General features: G+C 52.9%; 23 protein-coding genes. 3 read left to right on the top strand and 20 right to left on the bottom strand.

Annotated features, from left to right (window positions below; all coding sequences use genetic code 11):
• Positions 1–23: 23 nt before the first annotated feature.
• The 10 genes from glmU to metG all read right to left on the bottom strand — a co-directional run bounded on the left by glmU (position 24) and on the right by metG (position 10,421).
• Complete coding sequence (glmU, locus tag BSEL_RS00285; RefSeq protein ID WP_013171033.1) at positions 24–1,382, bottom strand: bifunctional UDP-N-acetylglucosamine diphosphorylase/glucosamine-1-phosphate N-acetyltransferase GlmU; 1,359 nt, start codon at positions 1,380–1,382, stop codon at positions 24–26.
• Positions 1,383–1,559: 177 nt separating this feature from the next.
• Positions 1,560–1,871: a septation regulator SpoVG gene (spoVG, locus tag BSEL_RS00280; RefSeq protein ID WP_013171032.1), complete on the bottom strand. Its 312-nt coding sequence runs from the start codon at positions 1,869–1,871 to the stop codon at positions 1,560–1,562.
• Positions 1,872–2,035: 164 nt separating this feature from the next.
• Complete coding sequence (purR, locus tag BSEL_RS00275) at positions 2,036–2,857, bottom strand: pur operon repressor (RefSeq protein WP_013171031.1); 822 nt, start codon at positions 2,855–2,857, stop codon at positions 2,036–2,038.
• A 150-nt stretch (positions 2,858–3,007) separates the two neighbouring features.
• Complete coding sequence (ispE, locus tag BSEL_RS00270) at positions 3,008–3,874, bottom strand: 4-(cytidine 5'-diphospho)-2-C-methyl-D-erythritol kinase (RefSeq protein ID WP_013171030.1); 867 nt, start codon at positions 3,872–3,874, stop codon at positions 3,008–3,010.
• Positions 3,875–4,060: 186 nt separating this feature from the next.
• A complete protein-coding gene (locus tag BSEL_RS00265; RefSeq protein ID WP_013171029.1) occupies positions 4,061–4,306 on the bottom strand; it encodes a Veg family protein in 246 nt (81 codons plus the stop codon).
• A gap of 219 nt (positions 4,307–4,525) precedes the next feature.
• Positions 4,526–5,422, bottom strand: a complete 897-nt coding sequence (gene rsmA / locus BSEL_RS00260) for a 16S rRNA (adenine(1518)-N(6)/adenine(1519)-N(6))-dimethyltransferase RsmA (protein WP_013171028.1) — start codon at positions 5,420–5,422, stop codon at positions 4,526–4,528.
• A complete protein-coding gene (gene rnmV / locus BSEL_RS00255; RefSeq protein ID WP_013171027.1) occupies positions 5,412–6,002 on the bottom strand; it encodes a ribonuclease M5 in 591 nt (196 codons plus the stop codon). Before rnmV ends, rsmA begins: the two co-directional genes overlap by 11 nt.
• Positions 6,003–6,181: 179 nt before the next feature.
• Positions 6,182–7,396, bottom strand: a complete 1,215-nt coding sequence (locus BSEL_RS00250) for a G5 and 3D domain-containing protein (RefSeq protein ID WP_013171026.1) — start codon at positions 7,394–7,396, stop codon at positions 6,182–6,184.
• 207 nt (positions 7,397–7,603) lie between these two features.
• Positions 7,604–8,389, bottom strand: coding sequence for a TatD family hydrolase (locus BSEL_RS00245; RefSeq protein ID WP_013171025.1), 786 nt, complete (start codon positions 8,387–8,389; stop codon positions 7,604–7,606).
• 43 nt (positions 8,390–8,432) lie between these two features.
• Complete coding sequence (gene metG / locus BSEL_RS00240; RefSeq protein WP_013171024.1) at positions 8,433–10,421, bottom strand: methionine--tRNA ligase; 1,989 nt, start codon at positions 10,419–10,421, stop codon at positions 8,433–8,435.
• 806 nt (positions 10,422–11,227) lie between these two features.
• On the opposite strand from metG, the gene BSEL_RS00235 reads away from it, so the two are divergent.
• A complete protein-coding gene (locus BSEL_RS00235) occupies positions 11,228–11,515 on the top strand; it encodes an AbrB/MazE/SpoVT family DNA-binding domain-containing protein (RefSeq protein ID WP_013171023.1) in 288 nt (95 codons plus the stop codon).
• A gap of 73 nt (positions 11,516–11,588) precedes the next feature.
• Here the strand turns inward: BSEL_RS00235 and rsmI are convergent, their stop codons facing one another.
• The 9 genes from rsmI to BSEL_RS00190 form a co-directional block, all read right to left on the bottom strand.
• Positions 11,589–12,491 (bottom strand): 16S rRNA (cytidine(1402)-2'-O)-methyltransferase, encoded by a 903-nt coding sequence (gene rsmI, locus BSEL_RS00230; protein ID WP_013171022.1) that lies wholly within the window; start codon positions 12,489–12,491, stop codon positions 11,589–11,591.
• A complete protein-coding gene (locus BSEL_RS00225; protein WP_013171021.1) occupies positions 12,488–12,769 on the bottom strand; it encodes a GIY-YIG nuclease family protein in 282 nt (93 codons plus the stop codon). The genes rsmI and BSEL_RS00225 overlap by 4 nt, the downstream gene beginning before the upstream one ends.
• On the bottom strand, positions 12,756–13,481 hold the full coding sequence (locus BSEL_RS00220) for a tRNA1(Val) (adenine(37)-N6)-methyltransferase (protein WP_013171020.1): 726 nt from the start codon (positions 13,479–13,481) through the stop codon (positions 12,756–12,758). The genes BSEL_RS00225 and BSEL_RS00220 overlap by 14 nt, the downstream gene beginning before the upstream one ends.
• 71 nt (positions 13,482–13,552) lie before the next feature.
• Complete coding sequence (yabA, locus tag BSEL_RS00215) at positions 13,553–13,885, bottom strand: DNA replication initiation control protein YabA (protein ID WP_408643028.1); 333 nt, start codon at positions 13,883–13,885, stop codon at positions 13,553–13,555.
• A gap of 51 nt (positions 13,886–13,936) precedes the next feature.
• Positions 13,937–14,764, bottom strand: a complete 828-nt coding sequence (locus BSEL_RS00210) for a PSP1 domain-containing protein (protein WP_013171018.1) — start codon at positions 14,762–14,764, stop codon at positions 13,937–13,939.
• Between the two features lie 5 nt (positions 14,765–14,769).
• Positions 14,770–15,762: a DNA polymerase III subunit delta' gene (holB, locus tag BSEL_RS00205; protein ID WP_013171017.1), complete on the bottom strand. Its 993-nt coding sequence runs from the start codon at positions 15,760–15,762 to the stop codon at positions 14,770–14,772.
• Between the two features lie 36 nt (positions 15,763–15,798).
• On the bottom strand, positions 15,799–16,128 hold the full coding sequence (locus BSEL_RS00200) for a cyclic-di-AMP receptor (RefSeq protein WP_013171016.1): 330 nt from the start codon (positions 16,126–16,128) through the stop codon (positions 15,799–15,801).
• Between the two features lie 55 nt (positions 16,129–16,183).
• Complete coding sequence (gene tmk / locus BSEL_RS00195) at positions 16,184–16,816, bottom strand: dTMP kinase (protein WP_013171015.1); 633 nt, start codon at positions 16,814–16,816, stop codon at positions 16,184–16,186.
• The gene (locus BSEL_RS00190; RefSeq protein WP_013171014.1) at positions 16,803–18,269 is read right to left on the bottom strand and encodes an aminotransferase class I/II-fold pyridoxal phosphate-dependent enzyme; all 1,467 of its coding nucleotides are present in this window, start codon (positions 18,267–18,269) and stop codon (positions 16,803–16,805) included. Before BSEL_RS00190 ends, tmk begins: the two co-directional genes overlap by 14 nt.
• A gap of 166 nt (positions 18,270–18,435) precedes the next feature.
• Here BSEL_RS00190 and BSEL_RS00185 point away from each other — a divergent pair, with 166 nt between their 5' ends.
• Positions 18,436–18,735 (top strand): hypothetical protein, encoded by a 300-nt coding sequence (locus BSEL_RS00185; RefSeq protein ID WP_013171013.1) that lies wholly within the window; start codon positions 18,436–18,438, stop codon positions 18,733–18,735.
• 44 nt (positions 18,736–18,779) lie between these two features.
• Positions 18,780–19,388 carry a hypothetical protein gene (locus BSEL_RS00180; protein WP_013171012.1) on the top strand — a complete coding sequence of 203 codons (609 nt, stop codon included), beginning with the start codon at positions 18,780–18,782 and terminating at the stop codon, positions 19,386–19,388.
• Between the two features lie 26 nt (positions 19,389–19,414).
• On the opposite strand, the gene BSEL_RS00175 is transcribed toward BSEL_RS00180, so the two are convergent.
• Complete coding sequence (locus BSEL_RS00175; RefSeq protein WP_155522672.1) at positions 19,415–19,855, bottom strand: hypothetical protein; 441 nt, start codon at positions 19,853–19,855, stop codon at positions 19,415–19,417.
• Positions 19,856–19,871: the final 16 nt, after the last annotated feature.

Here is a 19,871-nt window from a genome sequence, read left to right as displayed (position 1 = left end):
TTTTCGTTATGAACGCAATTCGCTTACTTCTTACTGTAGCCTTCTTTATTCGTCTGCCTTGCCCGCGCAATCGCAAGCGATTCACCCGGCACATCATCCGTGATGGTTGAACCCGCTGCAACATAGGCCCCTTTGCCCACGGTAACCGGTGCAATCAGATTGGCATTGCATCCGACGAACGCCCCGTCTTCAATGGTCGTCAGAAACTTATTCTTCCCGTCATAGTTGACCGTGATCGAACCGCATCCCATGTTCACGTCGCTGCCGATGTCCGCATCACCGAGATAGCTGAGGTGCGACGCCTTGCTCCCGTCACCCATGGACATCTTCTTCAGCTCGACAAAATTCCCGACCTTGACGTCATTGCCAAGGGTTGTCTCCGGCCGCAGGTGGGCAAACGGGCCGATTGCCACACCGCTGCCGACGCGGCTTCGGTTGACAGTGGACTGGCGGATGACGCTGTTATCGGCGACGGCACTCTCTTCAATGACCGTATGCGGTCCGATAACGCATCCCTGGCCGATGGTGACGTTTCCTTTAATCATCGAACCCGGCTCAATGACCGTATCCGCCCCGATCACCGCATCACTTGAGATATACGTCTGTTCAGGGTCCGTCATGGAAACGCCCTGGGTCATCCAGTGACGGTTGATCCGGCGCTTCATCCACTTTTCCGCTTCGCTCAGCGCAACGCGGTCATTCACACCCATCGTCTCGTTAAAATCCGGTGCGATATGGGCAGATACCGTTTCACCTCTCGTCTGGAGAATCTCAATCACATCCGGGAGGTAATACTCGCCCTGGACGTTGTCATTGCCCACATTGGCAAGGGCATCAAAGAGGGCAGTGTTATCAAACACGTACGTGCCGGTGTTGATCTCTTTCACACGCCGCTCTTTGTATGTCGCGTCTTTATGTTCCACGATCCGCTCCACCTGATCACCGTCATTACGCAGAACACGGCCGTATCCCGTCGGATCCTCCGCCACGGCTGTGAGGATCGTCGCCTTGGCTCCCGTCTCCTCATGATGCTTCATAAGCTCCGTGAGCGTCTCTGCGGTAAGCAGCGGCGTGTCACCGGACACGACCAGTGTCGTTCCGTCTTTCCCGCCGAGGACCGACTCGGCCTGCATCACAGCATGCCCCGTCCCGAGCTGTTCTGCCTGCAGGGCATAGCTCGTCCGTTCTCCAAGCTGGTCTTTCACTTTATCCGCACCGTGTCCGACGATGGTGACAATGTCATCCACCTCGCACGCCGTCAACTGATCAACGATATGCTGCACCATCGGTTTGCCGCAAACAGGATGCAACACCTTGTACAGCGATGATTTCATACGCGTTCCTTTACCGGCAGCCAACACGACTGCATAACGATTTTTCATCATTTAACCTCCAGCCCTTAATTTCCATACTGAATATATCTCATATTGGCGATGATTTCAAGGTACCCGGCGGGGTCACAGGCACCTGTTTCCTCCGAAAAACCGGAAAAACCGGCACATTTCCCGCATACGAGGATCTGAACCGGTTTTTTCATTGAAACTGTTTCTGTCTGTCCGTCACTTCATACCCGCTGATCCGGACGTTCCTGACTCTTCGTACACGGTCTCTTTTTGTTCTTTGGCTTTGGCATATTCATCCAGTACAGCCGACTGGATTTTCATCCTCGCCTCCGAACAGATCGGATGTGCAATGTCCCTGAAGTCACCATCCGGCGTTCGCTTACTCGGCATCGCCACAAAAAGACCGTTATCCCCGTCAATCACGCGAATATCATGCACGACAAATTCATCATCAATCGTAATGGAAGCGATTGCGAGCATTCGTCCTGATTCGTCCGTTCGGCGAAGCCTGACATCTGTTACATTCATAATCTGTCACCACCTTCAGCAAAAAGCTCATGGAGTTGGATTGCCCTCTATTCATGTTGAATTCGATACGGGCAGCCAATATCCTGCAAAAAAGACGAATTTCACTGGATTTTTTTGCAGGATTGTGACATTTTTATTCAAAAAGTGACTTGTGTCACACTAAATCAGTCGGCATCAAACAGACTGCCCCGCTTTACGGTAATCTTGCGTTCTTTCACATCAACCTCCGTCAGGCGCGTGAGCGACACATAGTCCGAAACGAGTTTTTCCTCTTCATGCACCGCCTCGGTCAGAATCGCCGCCCCGGCAACCGTCGCCTGGAACTCCTCTGCAAGATCCATCATCCCGCGGATCGTCCCGCCAGCTTTCATAAAGTCATCGATGATCAGCACATTCGACGCCGGTTTGAGGCTGCGTCTTGCCAGCGACATCGTCTGAATCTGTTTTTTCGAGCCGGATACATAGTTGATGCTCACAATCGACCCTTCGGTGATCCGCTGCTCGTGGCGAACGATGCTCACCGGCACGTTCAACAGCTGAGCGACCGCGTATGCAAGCGGAATCCCCTTGGTGGCCATCGTCATAATCGCATCCACTCCGGCATCCTGGTAGTGCGATGCGATGACCCTGCCGAGATCCTGCATCGCCTTCGGGTCACCGATGACGTCCATCATGTACAGATAGCCGCCCGGGAGAATCCGGGCAGGATCTTCGAGCTTTTCGCACAGCTGATCCACCTGCCTGACCGCATCCTCATTCCCGATCACCGGAACGAACTTGACGCCGCCTGTGGCCCCCGCCGATGTCTCGACCTTGCCGAGGTTCTTCCCTTCAAATGTTTCTTTCACAATCCCGATATCCTCACTGATGGACGACTTTGCAGACAGATAACGCTCCGAAAAAAAAGTCAACGGGATTTGCTGATGGGGGTGGTTCAGAAGATACTGGGTCATATCCACCAGGCGCCCGCTGCGACGAAATTTCATTGATACATCCTCCTTCATGACAAGTCCTGCCGACAATAATGGCAAAATCCGAATATTTTAATTACAGAATACCATTTACATACGGATATAACAAGAAAATACCGGAGACAATTTTGTCCCCGGTTCGTTTTTTCACTCTATCAGCCGCCTCTATATCTGATGCCGTTCTCCGATCAGCCGGACGAGATAGACCTGATCCATAAATCCGCGAAGCGTATTATACAGCCTGTGCGCCTTTTGATCATTCGCAATCAGCGAGAACACCGTCGGCCCGCTGCCGCTCATCACCGTCCCGTCTGCACCGGAACTCTCGAGCCTCTTTTTGATCCTTGCCACGTCCGGTGCGAGACTAAAGGTCACCGGCTCCATGACGTTCTCCAGACGTTCACAGATGCCCCGGTAATCCTTCGTCCGGATTGCTTCGACCATGCCTGCCGTATCAGGATGGGCCATCTCACCCGGTTTCAGCCGCTTGTAAATCTCTTTTGTCGAAACACCCTGCGGGGGCTTGGCAAGGAGCACCCAGACCTTCGGCGGTGCATCGATAAAGGTCAGGTCTTCTCCCCTGCCCCGGGCTATGGCTGTACCGCCATAGACACAAAACGGAACATCCGAGCCGATCCGAAGGCCGATTTCAGCCAGATCATCAAGACTCAAACCGAGCCTCCAGAGCTTATTCAAACCTCGAAGGACAGCCGCTGCATCGGTGCTGCCTCCGGCGAGTCCCGCCGAGACAGGGATAATCTTATCGATCACGATTTTCACACCCGTCGTGACCTTGCAGCGTTTTTTCAAAAGGCTTGCTGCCTGATAAGCAAGATTGTTCTTATCCAGCGGCAGAATCCCGTTCTCCACCTCAATCACGATCTCATCCTTTTCGAGGGGATGCAGGTGAATCCGGTCAGCCAGATCCACGGTCGTCATAATCATTTCCACATCATGGTACCCGTCCTTGCGTTTTCTCAGAACATCCAATGTCAGATTAATTTTAGCCGGGGCTTTTTCGGTTAAATACACGATTCATCACCATCTTCTTATGTCAGATAACTGTTACCCAAATCAGTTTACCATGAGAGCTTGCAGCGGTTCCAGTACAGAAAAACGGTCATTCAATAAGAAACAACCCCCGAGAGGGTTATTTTCATCCTTATTGAATGACCGCTATGGGCGCCCCGCCATCGGTTCAGGGGGCAAATTCTTCTGTTACACTTTCTCCGCCAGGGAGAGGGTGACGGACTCCGTCAGTAAATCCGTGTAGCTGAAAGATAATCGTTCGATCGGGTACTTGTCCCGGTCAAGTTTCACCGTGAATACACTCGGATACACACCCTCGAGCATTCCGGAGCGTTCGATGGTCTTTTTTCGTCCACCATTCGCACAAATCGTGACTTCCTGTCCAACATAACATTCAATCGATCTTTTGATATCCGCTAACGTCTGTTTAGCCATCCACGACACCTCACTTGCAGTAATATTACCACAGAAATCCATCAGGTGTCAATAAAAAACTTAAATTATATCAAGGCTCATTTCCACTGTCAACAGTTTTACACGATTCGACCCGTGGAATTCACACGAAATGTGAAAACCCTTTCACGAACGCCGAGAAAATGATGAAACCTGCGAACAGAATTCCACCATCTGGATTTTGTTATTCCGATCTGTTGCTCAGTCTTCCTCTGTCCCCGCCCGTTTCCGGGCGAGAAAGGCATCACTGATCCGGGCAAATTCCGCCATCGAGACCGTCTCCGCCCGCCGCTTCGGATCAATCTCAAGCGCTTCAAGGGCTGCCTGCACCTCAGGCTTTGACAGGCTGTCTTTGAAAAAAACCGAGAGATTGTTTAACAGTGTCTTTCTCCGCTGGGTAAAGGCTCCCTGAATCACGTCAAAAAAGAAGCCTTCGTCCAACACGTCAACGGGTGGCTCGGAGCGTCTGGTGAGACGGAGGATTGCCGAATCCACATTCGGCTGCGGCACGAACACGGTTTTCGGTACCGTGAACATGAGCTTGGCTTCTGCGTAATACTGAACGGCAATGGACAGCGATCCGTAATTCTTCGACCCCGGGTCTGCGGCAATACGCTCCGCCACTTCCTTTTGCATCATCATCACCATGACCCGCACCGGCAGTTTCTCTTCAAGAAGTTTCATCATAATCGGTGTCGTGACATAATACGGCAGGTTCGCCACAACCGCCAGGTCCTGATCCGCTTCAAACACTTCCCGGACATCCGCATGCACATCCGCTTTCAGAACATCACCGTGACGGATTTCCACATGGGGGTATAGTGAGAGCGTATCGGCCAGGATCGGCAGCAGTCGCTGATCGATCTCATAGGCAAGCACCTTCCGGGCCATTTTGGCAGACTGTTCCGTCAGGGCCCCGATCCCCGGACCGATCTCAATCACACCGGAATCCGGACTCAGTTCTGCCGTCTCGACGATCTTTCTCAGGACATTCGGTTCGATCAGGAAATTCTGTCCGAGGCTTTTCTTAAAGGAAAAACCGTACCGTTCAAGAATGGCTTTCGTTCGTGTCGGTGTGGCAATGTCTCTATCGCTCAAATTGCTCCATCTCCTTTATCATGGCTGCCTGCGCTTCCTCAAATTCACGAAGGGAAATACGGAACTGGTGAAGACGCTTGGGCAGCTGTTTACTGTTATTGTAGCCGATACCGAGCAGCTCACCGAGGATCCGCCTGCGGCTTCTTGCATCCGGACCGTCGAGGAGACCGGCCTCCGTAAGCCGGCGAAGAGGCACCGTTTCAAAGGACGGATCCTCCTGCGCATCATCGCCCGGACGTCTTACCGAAGCGAGGGCTTCCTGCAGGGCGCGGTAACCGGCGTGTTCGATGCCGACTTTGCCTTTCCTCACATCGATGGCGTCGGCCTTGGGCAAAAACGCATGGGAACAGCCCGGCACCTCCCGGTCAATGATCTTACGGATCTGATCACCGGGGTAGTCCGGGTCGGTAAAGACGATCACGCCGCGTCTTCCGAGAGCGAGGGCAATCCGTTCAAGGACCGCATCCGGAACGGCCGATCCGTTCGTTTCGATTGTGTCACAGTCAAACCAGCGCTTCAGCGTCAGGGAATCATTCTTGCCTTCCACGACAATCATCGGGCCGATCCGTTCTCTCTCCATCACCAACAGCTCCTTCACTCAAATCCGTTTGAACCATTCTGTCTGTTACCCGCATCTTTTCTCCCTGTCATACGTCCAATAGAAGGAGAAGGGCAGGCAATCGTATTCTGTGATATCGTACAACACTGTCCGGAAAAAGAAAAGACGCAGAGTCGATCCCCTGCGTCCTGTGTTCGCCTTTATTCCACGATTCTGACTCTGACGGACTGTCGTCCGAACGCCAGTGCTGCGCTTCTGTCCGGCATGAAAATATCAATTTTGCGGCCGTTAATGGCGCCGCCTGTGTCTGCGGCGAGGAAGGTGCCCCGGCCTTCGACTTCCACTCTCGATCCGAGCGGAATGACGCTTGGATCAACGGCAATCACCCGGGAATTCGGGTTCGCCCGAAGGTCGATCCCCGTGCGGGTCACCCCGGAGCATCCGGTGCAATACGCCGTGTAGGCTGTCGCAGTGAAGTTCATCCACTCACCGGCAGAGGAGGATGACGAGGAGCTGGATGCATTCCCGCTTCTCGACACATTCTGCTGGGTGGAGCGGGTCCCGACTGCCACGACACGGTCCTGACTCTCGGATACGACTTCTTCGTCAATCAGTTCACGGGATACTTCTTCCCCGTCTTCCAAAACCACTTCATAGCGTTTTTCTTTCTTGCCTTCTTCACCTGGCTCGAGTACTTCTTCCGTGCCGCGGGCCATGGATGAATCATTCTCCGTCACCGTGCCGTACGAAATCGTTTCTTCAACAACGTCGGTCACTTTTTCCACGCGGACGACGCGGACATCTTCCTCAATGTTCAGCTCTTCATCAGCCTCAGGCTCAACCCGGTCAAGCTCGCCGAGTTCAATCGCCTGAGCGTCGAGAAGATCGCCGACGGTCGTTGAAACCGTCCAGACTTCTTCCGTTTCACCGTCACTGGTCACCGTGACCGGGAAGGCTTCCTGGTAGGCAATGTCCATGCCGCTTTCAAGTCTTTCGTTCAGGTCCGGCTCCACTTGATCGTGTTCACCGACCTCCTGATTCATGTCATCGAGCAAATCTCCGACGGTATCGGCTGTTGTCCAGACCGTTTCCGTGTCTTCCCCGATGGATACGCGAACTTCCTGTGCTTCTGTATATGCGATCGTCATGTTGGCTTCAATTTTGGTGTCGACTGAAGGTTCAACGAGATCATGTTCACCGATCTCGATCCCCTGCTCATTGAGAACATCCCCAACATTTTCGGCATGGGTATACACGACGGCTTCTTCCCCGTTCATGTCCACCGCGACTTCCGCCTTGGTCACTTCCATAAGAACCAGTGCGATAATCCCCGATAACATCAGGACCCCAACGACAGATACCGCAAACGTACGTGCTGAAAAGCGCTCCGACGCCTGCTTGATCTTTTGGACCATAAAAGAATCCCTCCTTCATAAGACCGGATTATACGCCCGCACCTATCCTGTGTCAACAACAGCCGTGTGAAAAATACTTGACAACCCTGAATCCATTGATGTGAAAGGGATTGAAGCATTGTTAAATTTAGATTACAGCGCTCAGAATCATCGATATTTTCGAATTGTTTAAGTCTTTCATCCTGATAAAAAGGAAAAAAGAGGCGGTCAATCCGCCTCTTTTTTCGAAGAAAGCCCGAATAAAGTCCGGGCATTTTCAGTTGTCTGCAGGGCAATCTCCTCAAATGACTGTTCGCGTAATTCGGCGATCTGTTCAGCGACCAGTTTGACGTAGGCCGGCTCATTGCGTTTCCCTCTGTATGGGTGCGGCGCAAGGAACGGCGCATCGGTTTCCACAAGGAGACGGTCCGCAGGAACGGCTTTCGCCACTTCCTTGGGCCGTTTGGCGTTTTTGAACGTCACAGGACCGCCCAGGGAGATATAAAAGTTCATATCGAGACACTGGCGGGCGATTTCCACACTGCCGCCGAAACAGTGCATGATCCCGCCAATGTCTGCGGCGTTCTCCTCACGCAGAATATCCACAATATCCTGGTGAGCGTCGCGGTCATGAATGATGATCGGCAGTTTCACTTTCTTAGCCAGTGCAATCTGTTTTCGAAAAGCCTCTTTCTGGACGTCTTTCGGGGACTTGTCCCAGTGGTAATCAAGGCCTGTTTCGCCGATGGCCACCACCTTCGGATGACTGGACAGTTCCTCAATCCACCGAAGCTTCTCCCCGGTCAGATCGATGGCGTCAACGGGATGCCAGCCGATCGCGGCGTACAGAAAGCTGTACCGTTCAATGAGATCCATGGCAATACGGATCGTCTTATCATCGAAGCCGACCACGACCATCTCATCAACGCCCGCTTCTTTCGCCCGGGCAAGCACCTCCTCGAGATCGTCTTCAAAGTGATCGGCATTCAGGTGCACGTGGGTATCAAACAGCATCCTGCCACTCCTTTCGTTTGTCAGCTGTCAGTTCATCTGCCGCTTATTTCACCTGAGAACCATTCGGCAGATGATCGGAGACCGTCGCGAGCGTCAGCGTATCACCGTGCGATCCGGCGAGGATCATGCCCTGTGACAGCTCGCCCCGGAGCTTGACCGGCTTCAGATTGGAGACACAGATCACTTTTTTCCCGATGATGTCTTCCGGGCTGTAGTGTTTGGCAATGCCTGCGACCACCTGACGCTTCTCATAGCCGAGATCAAGCTGGACCTTCAGAAGTTTGTCCGCCTTTTTTACCTTCTCCGCTTCGAGTACCTCTGCGACGCGCAGATCGACTTTTGTGAAATCATCAATGGTAATCTCATCGACCTCCGGTGCCTCCACCTCCGGCTCCGGTTCTTCGGTTTTCACCTGTCCGCCCATCATTTCGACGATGGCCTTCACTTCTTCTTCCGTATCAAGACGCGGGAAGATCGGTTCTCCTTTGGCGACGACCTTCTTTCCTGCCGGGATCTGACCAAATGTGACGAGCGTGTCCCAGCCCATCAGGCTGTCGGGAATACTGAGCTGTTCCTGAATCTTTTTCGGTGTTTCCGTCATAAACGGCTGAAGCATAATCGACACCTGCCGAAGCGACTCCACCAGATGATGCAGGACAGAACCGAGCTGTTCTCTCGCCGTCTCATCTTTGGCAAGGATCCACGGCTGTGTTTCATCAATATACTTGTTCGTGCGGCTGATGAGTTGGCCGATGGCCGTCAAAGCCACGGAAAACTGCATGTTCTCCATGGATTCTTCAACCTTGTTCACCGTCGCTTCAACGAGATCCGTCAGGGTCTCATCATACGAGGTTGCATCCTTGACGTAGGCCGGAACCTCGCCGTCAAAATATTTGTTGATCATAGCCACGCTTCGGTTCAGTAAATTCCCCAGGTCGTTGGCCAAATCATAGTTCACCCGCTCGACGAATCCTTCAGGGGTGAAAACCCCGTCTGAACCAAACGGCACTTCCCGGAGCAGATAGTAGCGGAGCGCGTCGAGGCCGTAGCGTTCAATGAGCGGAACCGGATCGACGACGTTCCCTTTGGATTTCGACATCTTGCCGTCTTTCATTAAGAGCCAGCCGTGACCGAACACTTTTTTCGGCAATGGCAGATCAAGGGCCATCAGCATAATCGGCCAGTAAATGGTATGGAAGCGGACGATCTCCTTGCCGACCAAATGCACATCCGCCGGCCAGTGGGACTGAAACAGGCCGTTTTCATCGGTACTGTAGCCAAGGGCCGTGATGTAGTTCGACAACGCATCAATCCAGACATAGACGACGTGTTCCGGATCACTCTTCACCGGCACCCCCCAGCGAAATGACGTCCGGGATACGGCGAGATCTTCAAGACCCGGCTTGATAAAGTTGTTGATCATCTCATTCTTCCGTGATTCCGGCTGAATGAACTCGGGATTATCCTCATAATAGGCCAAAAGTCGGTCGGCATACTTACTCATCTTGAAAAAGTACGACTTCTCCCGAACCTTTTCAACAGGGTGCCCGCTGTCCGGGCTCTTGCCGCCGGTTACGTTGCCGTTGTCGTCATATTCCTTGTCTTCAAGCTGCAGCTCGGTATAGAAGGTTTCATCAGATACGGAATACCAGCCTTCGTATTCATCGAGGTAGATATCACCCTGCTCGAGAAACCGTTCAAAGATGTGCTGCACGACCTGTTTATGCCGGTCTTCTGTCGTGCGGATAAAATCATCGTAGGAGATATCGAGCTTCTTCCACAGCTCCTGAATATCCGACGAAATATCATCGACAAACTGCTGGGGGGACTTCCCGTTCTCTTCTGCTTTCTGCTCAATCTTCTGCCCGTGCTCGTCTGTCCCTGTCAGGTAACGCACATCAAAGCCTCTGAGCCGCTTGTAGCGGGCCATGGCGTCACCGGCCACCGTCGTGTAGGCGTGACCGATGTGCAGCTTTGCACTCGGGTAGTAAATCGGTGTGGTGATGTAAAAGGTGTTCTTCTCATTACTCATGGATCCTGGCCTCCTGTTTTCAATACATAGTCTGTTCATTGCTGTTCCCGTTTTGACCGCCGGGAAAAACCCTGCTTCCGACCATTGTCAGCATCTTTCGCACGAAATAGACGAAAAAAAACACTTCCTCCCCTGTTCTGGGACGAAAGCGTTGCTTACGTGGTACCACCCGGATTCGCCTGAACCTGTCAGGCCTCTGGACAGATGAAAAAAAGCCATTCATCTGTATCACGCTGTAACGTGCGCACACGGTTTACGCTCACGACCGGTAACCTGAAAGGCGTATGGCCTCTCTAAATTCCTGATTCGCTTACGAAAACATCCTCCTGGGACCATGTTCAGAATCTGCTCATCCCGGTTTTCAGCTGCCCCGGTTCTCTGTCAATGCTGCAGGGATCCTACTCATCCCGTCGCCGGACGGTTATTCCGTTATTTTTCGTGCCGAAAGCGTCACCGCTTCGTGCTTCACCCCTGTGGGTGTCTCCTACAATTTATATCGAAGGAGGCGCATTCTGTCAAGGTTTGCAGGTGAAATGATCGAGATATCTGATTTTAGCGAATTTTGTCGTTTACACTATTCCTGTAAATGGGTATAATAGAAATATCCTCATGAAAATGGTAGCAACAGTCGTCTGCTAACTGAATTTTCTCCTTATCTGTCCGCAATTAATTGTGAAACAGGTTTGACTCGAATTGGAAACTCTGCTATGATAACGAAGTGCGAAAAATGTCGAATTTTATCGAATGAATGGATCGATTCGTGAGGATGGGTAGATCCGGTTTGCAAATTTAGAGGAGGAATGAAGATGAAATCAACTGGTATTGTTAGAAAAGTGGACGAACTTGGACGCGTGGTTATCCCGATTGAACTGCGTCGTACCCTGGATATTGCCGAAAAGGATGCGTTGGAGATCTACGTGGACGATGAGCGCATTATCCTGCAGAAATACAAGCCGAACATGACGTGTCAGGTAACGGGCGAAGTGTCCGATGACAACCTGTCCATCGGAAATGGCAAAATCATTCTCAGCCCGATGGGTGCAAAAGAAATTATGAAAGAACTCGAAGATTACGTAGCGAAGAACGAAGCATAATCCGACAGGTTCAACCTGAAAAATCCCCTTCCGTATATAAAGCGGAAAGGGATTTTTTTCGTCTGTCCGGCTGTCACCCGTCCTGATCCACATGATAGGCCTGATACACGTCCCGCTTCGGAAGGGCTCGTTCTTTTGCCACTTCTTTGATCGCTTCCTTAGAACGCATCCCTGCCTTCACGTAATGGGCGACATGGTCAGCAATCCCGAGGTCCTTCCACCAGGCTTCCTCCGGTTCTTCACCAAAGACTGCCGCTTCTTCATCCCCCGTCGCGCCTTCAATCAGGACGACACACTCTCCTTTTACACCTTCCTGCTCAATCCAGTGAAAGAGTTCAGACAGGCTGCCCCTGAGAATCGTCTCATACTGCTTCGTGATCTCCCGGCTGATGACGGCTCTGCGATCACCCAGCGCATCGAGGGCCGCCTTAAGCATCTCTTTTAAACGGTGCGGGGATTCATAAAAGATGAGGGTCGAGGGCGCTTTTTCCCACAGATTGAGGGTCTCCAGGCGTTTCTTTTTGTTGCGGTCAAGAAACCCGATGAAGCTGAAAGTTTCCGTTGGAAGCCCCGACGCCACGAGGGCCGTCACCGCTGCATTCGCCCCTGGCAGGGCATGGACGGGTAAATCCTCCTCAATAAACCGGCTGACGAGTTCACTGCCCGGATCTGAAATGCCCGGTGTTCCGGCATCCGTCACGAGAGCAATCGTCTCGCCCCGTCTGGCACGATCCACGAGTTCCTGTTCCCGTGCATGCTTATTATGTTCATGGTAGCTGATCAATGGCGTCGTGATGTCGAACACATGGCTCAGTTTTTTGGAATGCCTCGTATCCTCCGCCGCAATCACATCCGCCTCTTTCAGCGTTTGAACCGCCCGGTACGTTATGTCATCAAGATTGCCAATGGGTGTCGGAACAAGCATGAGCATGCCTGTCTGGGCATCGTATCCTTTAAATGTCTGCTGGTATTTCACCCTTGATCCCTCATTTCCGTCATTTTTCCTGCTTTGATTAACGCCTCTTTCTGCCTGCGGGTCAGTGCTTTGATCGCGTGTTCCCGGCTCATCGCCTCGCCTTTTGTCCCGTAACACTCCAGGTGTTCAAGGACAAACGGTCCTCTCCCTTTTGTATACCGCGCCCCCTTGCCCGTCTCGTGCATCGAAAGCCTGCGCTTTGGATCGGTTGTATAGCCGGTATAGAGGGTGTTGTCTTTGCAGCGGAGCATATAGACGTAATGGTTAACTGGAGACATAATGATCTCGAAACTCCTTTGTAAAGTCTTTCGTTTCATCATATACGATCAGAGGCGGCAGCACGCTCAGCCCGGGCTGTCCGTCACGCACGGCCTCAATCAGTACCATATTGGCCTCACGCGACTGATCCGGGTGGACAAACTGCATCCGCTTCGCCTGGAATCGCTGTGCTTCAAGGGCGGCAAAAATATCTCCGGTCCGTTCCGGCCTGTGCACCATGGCGAGCCTTCCCTTTGATTTCAGCAGTTTTTTCGCAGTCTCAATCATCACCTCAAGACTGAGGTGCACTTCATGCCTCGCCACGACAAACGGGTCATGACCGTCAAGATCCGCGTCCTCCGTCACCTTGAAGTAAGGCGGGTTGCACGTCACCAGGTCAAAGCGGTTCCACGGCACAACAGCCCCGGCATCCGAAACGTCCCCGTGATGGATCGTCACCCGCTCACTCACCCCATTTATGGCCATCGTCTTTCGGCTCATTGTGACGAGCGCTTCCTGGATCTCAATGGCATCGATTGCCGCGTTAGTCCGCTCAGACATCACAAGAGGAACCGCACCGGTCCCGGAACAGAGGTCGATGATCCGGCCCGTTTTTTTCGTAATCGTGGCAAATTTCCCTAAAAGCACTGCATCCATGGAATAGGAAAACAGATCGGCCCGCTGGACGATTTTGCGGCAGCTGCCCGGAAGCAGATCATGACGTTCCTGCATGACGGTTCCCCTCCCTTTCTGATTTGGTTCGAACGCGCAAACGCGCCTGTCCAGAGCTTGGAAGGCGCGTTTTATTTCTTATTCAGAAAAGAGAGGCAAAACAGACAGTCGCCTTCTTTTCGAATGCTTCCATAGTGAAGATTGCAAATATGAAACCCTTCCTGATAAAGGCGCGCCAGATTGTCATACCCCTCACCGAAACCGGGGGTGACGTTCTGTTTGACCGCCGGGGCTTCTCCCGCTGCCGCCTGTCTGTCCGGCTCTTTTTCCGTCAGCTCGTTCATCAGACGTTCACGGAGATGTTCATTTTCAAGCTGAAGATGCGTATTCTCCTCCAGCATTTCAGCGAGCTGATTTTTCAGTTCACCAAGATCGCGGTGCAAGCCGCCGATCTGTTCCTCCATTTGCCCGACTCGCGCAAACAATTCATTTTTGTTCACGTCCGTTACACCTCATTACTTTACCTGTTTCGTTTTGACGGCACCTTCTTCAATCAGTTCATCAAGGGTGAACTCGACGACCTGCTTCGATTCCTGAATCTCCACCCTGACGAGACGCTCAAGCATGTTGAGACCCACGACTTTCCCTCTGCCATAGCTCGTATCGAGCTTCTTGTACATATCCGGCAGCTCTTTTTTCGCAGACTCGTACATGTCATTCTCATACTTCAGGCAGCACATCAGACGCCCGCAAAGTCCGGAGATCTTCGTCGGGTTCAGTGACAGATTCTGATCCTTGGCCATCTTGATGGAGACCGGTTCGAAATCACCGAGAAACGTCGAACAGCAAAGCATCCGCCCGCACGGTCCGATCCCGCCAAGCATCTTGGCCTCGTCTCTGACACCGATCTGACGCAGTTCAATTCGCGTTCTGAACACCGAAGCCAGATCCTTGACGAGCTCACGGAAATCGATGCGTCCGTCGGCTGTGAAATAAAAGAGCACCTTGCTTCTGTCAAAAGTATATTCCACGTCCACGAGCTTCATCTCGAGCTTATGTTTTTGGATTTTCTCGTGGCAGATCTCAAAGGCTTTTGCCGATTCAACCTTGTTCTCCTTGACGATGGTCTTATCTTTATCCGTCGCGACCCGAAGCACATTCTTTAACGGAAGCACGACGTCGTTATCATCCACTTCCTTCGTGCCGATGACGGCCTTCCCGAACTCCACGCCCCTGGCCGTTTCCACGATGACATATTCGTCTGTCGGAATATCCATCTTGCCGGGGGAGAAGTAATAAATCTTCCCTGCTTTCTTGAAACGCACCCCAATCACTCGATGCATATCATTTATCCCTCCTGTAACCGAATGAGCATCTGTTCCATCGCGAGCTGTGGCGTCGTGTTGGCATCAATCCGCCGCTTCGTATCCACTATGGCCTCAAGATGCCTGGCAAGGCGCTCCTCCGAAAGGGAGAAGGCCTGTTTTTGCAGCCTGTCTTCCTGATCCACATACACGATCTGTTCCATCTGATCCACCTTGGTCCGGAGCACATCCCGGTACCAGAGCGTCATCAGATCGATTCCCAGCTGCACATCGGTTTTTTCCTTGAAAAAAGGTATCCAGTCATCCTGCAGTGAAATGAGGGAATACCCTGGTCTTGTAACAAGATCATCAATCAATTGTATCACTTTGTTTCTTGCTTCTGCAATCCAATCCTCTTCGGTCATGCTGAGGGCTTCATCAAGGTTCGAGGTCATTCGTGACAGCAGGAGGGCATCGCGTTCCTTCACGTCATGGTTGACGAGGGTTTTGACAAATTCATCCGGAGCCAGAGGGTGAAAGGACAGGACCTGCACCCTTGAAAGGATCGTCTTCAGAATCCGTTGCGGACGAGTCGTCATCAGGATCGCCAGCGCCTCGCCGTCAGGTTCCTCAAGAAACTTCAAGAGACTGTTTCCGGCAGAGGCCGTCATGAGATCGGCATCCTGAACGAGGTATACCTTGCGCCCCGACTCCATCCCGCGCATGCTGAATTCCTTTTTCAGGCCGCGGATCTGTTCGACCTTGATCGTCGTACCGTCGGGTTCAATGAGGTGGACATCCGGATGATTGCCCGAATCCACTCTCCGGCAGTCTCCGCAGTCCCCGCAAGGATCCGCAGATTCCCGGACCTGGCAGAGAAAAGCCTTCGCGACAAGCTTCGCGATCTCCTGCTTACCCGTTCCCCGGCTGCCTTCAAAAAGGTACGCGTGGGCAAGACGGTTCTTCTCAATTGTCCTTTTGAGTATGCCTGCCGCCACCGGCTGTGTCTTCTCTGCCGCTGTAAAGTCCAATGCCATTGTTTTTACTCCTTTGCCGTTCCACGGGGTGCCCCGTCAAAATTTCTCGAACTGATCCACCGGGAGGACGAAGACCGTCGCTCCACCAACCTGCACTTCCACCGGGTACGGCACATAGGAATCAGCATTGCCGCCCATCGGTGAAATCGGTGCAACGAGCTGTTCGCGTGCCTTGCAGTTCTCGTTAATGATCGTCAGGACCTCATTGACATGTTCATCCTCCACACCGATCATGAATGTCGTATTTCCCGCCTTCAAAAATCCGCCGGTACTCGCCAGTTTCGTTGCCTGAAAGTCATGTTCCACCAGGGCATCGGACAGACGGTTGCTGTCTTTATCCTGAATTACAGCCATGATCAGTTTCATAATGGATTCCTCCTCCATGTCGTCAACTTCGTATTTGTACCATTATAACAAGAAATCAGCCGAGATGCGCCCTCGTCTTTTGCAAAACATCCCGAAGCACCTCATCCTGCGTCCGCTCGGCGTCGATCACCGTGATGCGCGCCGGTTCTTCTTTGGCAAGAGTCAGGTACGTTGCTCTCACCTGTTCATGAAAAGCCAGAGACTCCCCGTCGAGCCGGTTGAATTCCCGGCCTTTGTTTGCGGCAATTCTGCCAAGGCCCACCTCCGGAGATACGTCAAAATAGAAGGTTTTACCGGGGTAAAAGGCTTCCGTGGCAAAATGGTTCAACTCCCGTACCTCCTCAATCCCGATGCCCCTGGCACCGCCCTGATAGACCAGGCTTGAGTCCACATAGCGGTCACAGAGGACCACGCCGCCTTTCTCAAGATGCGGCAGCACTTTCTCTGTCAAATGCTGGCGGCGGGCCGCAGCGTAGAGAAGCGCTTCGGTCCGGTCGTCCATCTCTTTATGGGCAGGATCGAGTATGACGTCCCGGATTTTCTCCGCGATGACGCTCCCACCGGGTTCGCGGGTCATCAAGACATCATGCCCTTCCAGGATCAGTGCCTGATGCAGGTCTTTCAGGACGGACGTCTTCCCCGCCCCTTCACCGCCTTCCACGGTAATAAATCGTTTATGTTGTCTCATTGGAATCGTCTCCTTGCTTCTGAATATAGACGTCGATGCCTTCATACTTCCAGCGGTTGCCCGTCTGAAAGCGCACTCCGGCCTGATCGGCCCCGATCACGGCATCGATCTCGGTTTTCGTGATCCTCTGTCCCCGCTGAATGAGCGGGATCCCCGGGGGATAGGGCGTAACGGTTTCTGCACTTTTCATCCCCACCGCATCAGAGAGCGGGATCCTCGCCCGTTCTCCTTCATGATCCCCGCCTTGCGTGTCTGCTTTGTACCAGGCGGCATCCGGGCTTTTAACAGCAAAGGAGACGTCGTTTGAAGCCCCCTCTGCCTCACCGAACCACGCCTTTGCGTGCGTTTGAAGCTTCTCTATGTCACGCTCTCCGCCACTCAGCGGCAGCGTCAATAAGAGATGCCGTGCTGAATGAAGCTCAGGATAGGCGTGAGCGCGTTCCATCCGCTCTTTCCACCGATGGGTCATGCCAGGCTTTCGGGCAACGAGAGGCAGCTTGATGCGGTCTCTCACGTATGTCCCGAGACGCGCAGGCATCACACACGCCGCAGTCTCCTGACTTAGGCAAGCCAAAAGGGTCTGAAGCTTTGTCTTTTCCCCATTGAGTGGATCTTCCATCAGTCTCGCAAGCACCGCTCTTGCTGCGTCGAGTGACGCCATAATCAGATAAGACGGGCTGCTCGTCTGCAGCATATTTAGGGCCTGTTGGACTTCTTCTTCAGGAAGCGGAGCCTCCTGCCCGACATGCAGCCAGGCCCCCATCGTGAGCGCCGGCAGCATCTTGTGCGCCGACTGCACAACAAGATCCGCCCCGTCGTGCAGGGCCGTATTCGGGAACGAAGGGTGGAGGAAATGCGCCCCGTGTGCTTCATCCACGCCGGTTAGAAGGCCAAAGGACTTCGAAAGGGCGAGATGGTCGCCGAGCGATTGGGCATACCCTTCGTAGCTCGGTGACGTCAACAGCACCATCGCTGCGTCCGGATGGGCTTCAAGTGTCTTGTGCAACGTTTTATAACTGACGCCGAGAGGGAGACCGGTGAACGCTTCTCTGTCCGTTCTCATCACAATCCCTTCAAGCTGAAACAAGGCAAGGCCGTGATAAACGGACTGGTGGCTGTTGTCCTGAATGAGCACCTTCGTTCCCCGTTTACTGGCCAGATACAGCATCGCGAGATTACCCACCGTCGACCCGCCGGTAAGAAACCGGGAATAACCGCTTTGATACAATGCACCCAAGAGCACCTGCGCCTCTTGAATGACACCACTCGCGCTGTAAAGGTCATCGAGACCCTGAACTTCCGTCTGATCCCATTTCGCCGCTTCCCGGAGCACGTCATGCCCTTCATCCGAAAAGAGCCGGCCGTGCTTGTGACCCGGTACGTGAAACGACACCGGGTGCTCTGAGGCTCTCTTTTGCAGCGCCTCAATAAGGGGTTCGTTCCTCTGATCCATCCCGTTCACCACCCACTTCTTTCGTAACCTGCCTTCCATTATAGCGGACTGAAGGGGCTTACGGGGGATCATTTCAGAGAAAAAAGACGCGAAAGCGGGATCCGTTGCATCCTGCGTCTTCATCTGATTAACTGAAACCAATCAGATGCTGAGGAGTGAACAAACAATGTCAATGTATCCGTATCTTCTTGTCTTTATTCTGTTAACAGGCTACGCAATCTTTTTCGCCCCTGGAGCCGGCGGTGGCACTGACGCGATCTTCCAGGCGCTGATCCGCGGGGAGTTTGATGCCGTCGATCCCCTCGTCACCGCTGTCTTCTCGTCCCTCGGTGTCTATCCGTTTCTCTTTTTGATGATCCTGACACGGATCGATACCTACCGGATCCCAGCCTGGCCGTTTGCCCTCTTTTCTTTCGGGCTCGGTGCCTTTGCCGTATTGCCAGGGACGTTATCCTGTTTCGCCTGACAGGAAAAACGGTCTGTAAATACATTGATAACAGGAGGGATTTCATGCTTCGGTCACTGTTCGTCAGTCTTCCTGCGGCCTTTTTGATCACGCTTTCCGCATGCGGTACGGAAGCGGATCAAAACCGGGGGAATGAACAGCCCGAACGGGATATTGATCACGTTTCCGGTGAAGCTGCACACATGGAAAGAGGTCAGGAGACAAACAACGGGGCCGAACGTAACGATGAAACAGCCCCCGTTTCGTTCACTGAACAGGAGGCCATCTCACTTCTGCACGACTATGAAGAGACGCTGCAGGCTTTCTTTGAAGAAGCGCAGGCACACGGTCAGACCCTGGAATCCGTCGGGGAAATCGGTGAGGTGGAGAATGAGCTGACGAGGATTTTAAGCGCGGAGGGAGCGGACATGCACCTGAACACGTATTTCCGCGAAGAGGATGGCACGGTTACCGTCATCCCGACTGAAGCACCGGTCTGGTTTGATGAGACGGCTCCGTATACCTTTTACGACAATGAGCAGGGGTCGCCCCGCCTCGAACAGGAGCGTGAGAATGAACTGATCGGTCATGTACGGATGATCTACAGCTTTTCCTACGATGATCGTCAGGAGACATGGCGCATTTCAGACATCGATTCTGAGCCCATGTCCTGATCAATGACAAAAGGAGACGGGCTCTCTCACCCGTCTCCTTCTGCGTGTTTTCGCATCCGTTCGTGCTTGACGACCAGCTTGTCGTACCGTTTCTCACGTTCCCAGACTGACACATAGCCCGGGGCCAGTGAAAAAACAGCAAGAAACAATACGATCACCGTCCATTGACCGGCGCTTAACGCTGACCACTCCATCAGCCGGCCGTCCACGATGAACGGGACGATGAAGATGCTGGCGGCCATCGTGACAAAGGTCAATCCGGCATTGATGAGGCCATTCACATGAACCGACCGTTTGCGCTTTTCAATCCATTTCGCCATGAACGCCCGCTCTGAGGCCTCAGGTGCGAGCTCCCTCCGGATCACGATAAAGGAAAGGATCGCAACCGCAATCAGATACAGAACACTGTGGACCATGTCCACAAAGGCCGGGACGCTGAATAAGAACAGGACATAAACCAGGATCAAGAGTTTTTTTCCATGT

This window comes from [Bacillus] selenitireducens MLS10 (assembly GCF_000093085.1).
Classification (GTDB): Bacteria; Bacillota; Bacilli; order Bacillales; family Salisediminibacteriaceae; genus Salisediminibacterium; species Salisediminibacterium selenitireducens.
Note: the sequence above shows the minus strand (reverse complement) of the source record. Positions and strands in the feature narration are given on the sequence as shown.

What these genes read in the sequence shown, in the direction of transcription:
- metG (WP_013171024.1), bottom strand. Translation starts at nt 10,421, where the DNA reads ATGAGTAATGAGAAGAACACCTTTTACATCACCACACCGATTTACTAC.
- tmk (WP_013171015.1), bottom strand. Translation starts at nt 16,816, where the DNA reads ATGAGACAACATAAACGATTTATTACCGTGGAAGGCGGTGAAGGGGCG.
- BSEL_RS00185 (WP_013171013.1), top strand. Translation starts at nt 18,436, where the DNA reads ATGTCAATGTATCCGTATCTTCTTGTCTTTATTCTGTTAACAGGCTAC.
- BSEL_RS00220 (WP_013171020.1), bottom strand. Translation starts at nt 13,481, where the DNA reads ATGCAGGAACGTCATGATCTGCTTCCGGGCAGCTGCCGCAAAATCGTC.
- BSEL_RS00190 (WP_013171014.1), bottom strand. Translation starts at nt 18,269, where the DNA reads ATGGATCAGAGGAACGAACCCCTTATTGAGGCGCTGCAAAAGAGAGCC.
- spoVG (WP_013171032.1), bottom strand. Translation starts at nt 1,871, where the DNA reads ATGAATGTAACAGATGTCAGGCTTCGCCGAACGGACGAATCAGGACGA.
- yabA (WP_408643028.1), bottom strand. Translation starts at nt 13,885, where the DNA reads ATGGAGGAACAGATCGGCGGCTTGCACCGCGATCTTGGTGAACTGAAA.
- purR (WP_013171031.1), bottom strand. Translation starts at nt 2,857, where the DNA reads ATGAAATTTCGTCGCAGCGGGCGCCTGGTGGATATGACCCAGTATCTT.
- BSEL_RS00250 (WP_013171026.1), bottom strand. Translation starts at nt 7,396, where the DNA reads ATGGTCCAAAAGATCAAGCAGGCGTCGGAGCGCTTTTCAGCACGTACG.
- holB (WP_013171017.1), bottom strand. Translation starts at nt 15,762, where the DNA reads ATGGCATTGGACTTTACAGCGGCAGAGAAGACACAGCCGGTGGCGGCA.
- BSEL_RS00245 (WP_013171025.1), bottom strand. Translation starts at nt 8,389, where the DNA reads ATGCTGTTTGATACCCACGTGCACCTGAATGCCGATCACTTTGAAGAC.
- BSEL_RS00235 (WP_013171023.1), top strand. Translation starts at nt 11,228, where the DNA reads ATGAAATCAACTGGTATTGTTAGAAAAGTGGACGAACTTGGACGCGTG.
- rnmV (WP_013171027.1), bottom strand. Translation starts at nt 6,002, where the DNA reads ATGGAGAGAGAACGGATCGGCCCGATGATTGTCGTGGAAGGCAAGAAT.
- BSEL_RS00265 (WP_013171029.1), bottom strand. Translation starts at nt 4,306, where the DNA reads ATGGCTAAACAGACGTTAGCGGATATCAAAAGATCGATTGAATGTTAT.
- BSEL_RS00180 (WP_013171012.1), top strand. Translation starts at nt 18,780, where the DNA reads ATGCTTCGGTCACTGTTCGTCAGTCTTCCTGCGGCCTTTTTGATCACG.
- BSEL_RS00210 (WP_013171018.1), bottom strand. Translation starts at nt 14,764, where the DNA reads ATGCATCGAGTGATTGGGGTGCGTTTCAAGAAAGCAGGGAAGATTTAT.
- BSEL_RS00200 (WP_013171016.1), bottom strand. Translation starts at nt 16,128, where the DNA reads ATGAAACTGATCATGGCTGTAATTCAGGATAAAGACAGCAACCGTCTG.
- BSEL_RS00225 (WP_013171021.1), bottom strand. Translation starts at nt 12,769, where the DNA reads ATGTCTCCAGTTAACCATTACGTCTATATGCTCCGCTGCAAAGACAAC.
- glmU (WP_013171033.1), bottom strand. Translation starts at nt 1,382, where the DNA reads ATGAAAAATCGTTATGCAGTCGTGTTGGCTGCCGGTAAAGGAACGCGT.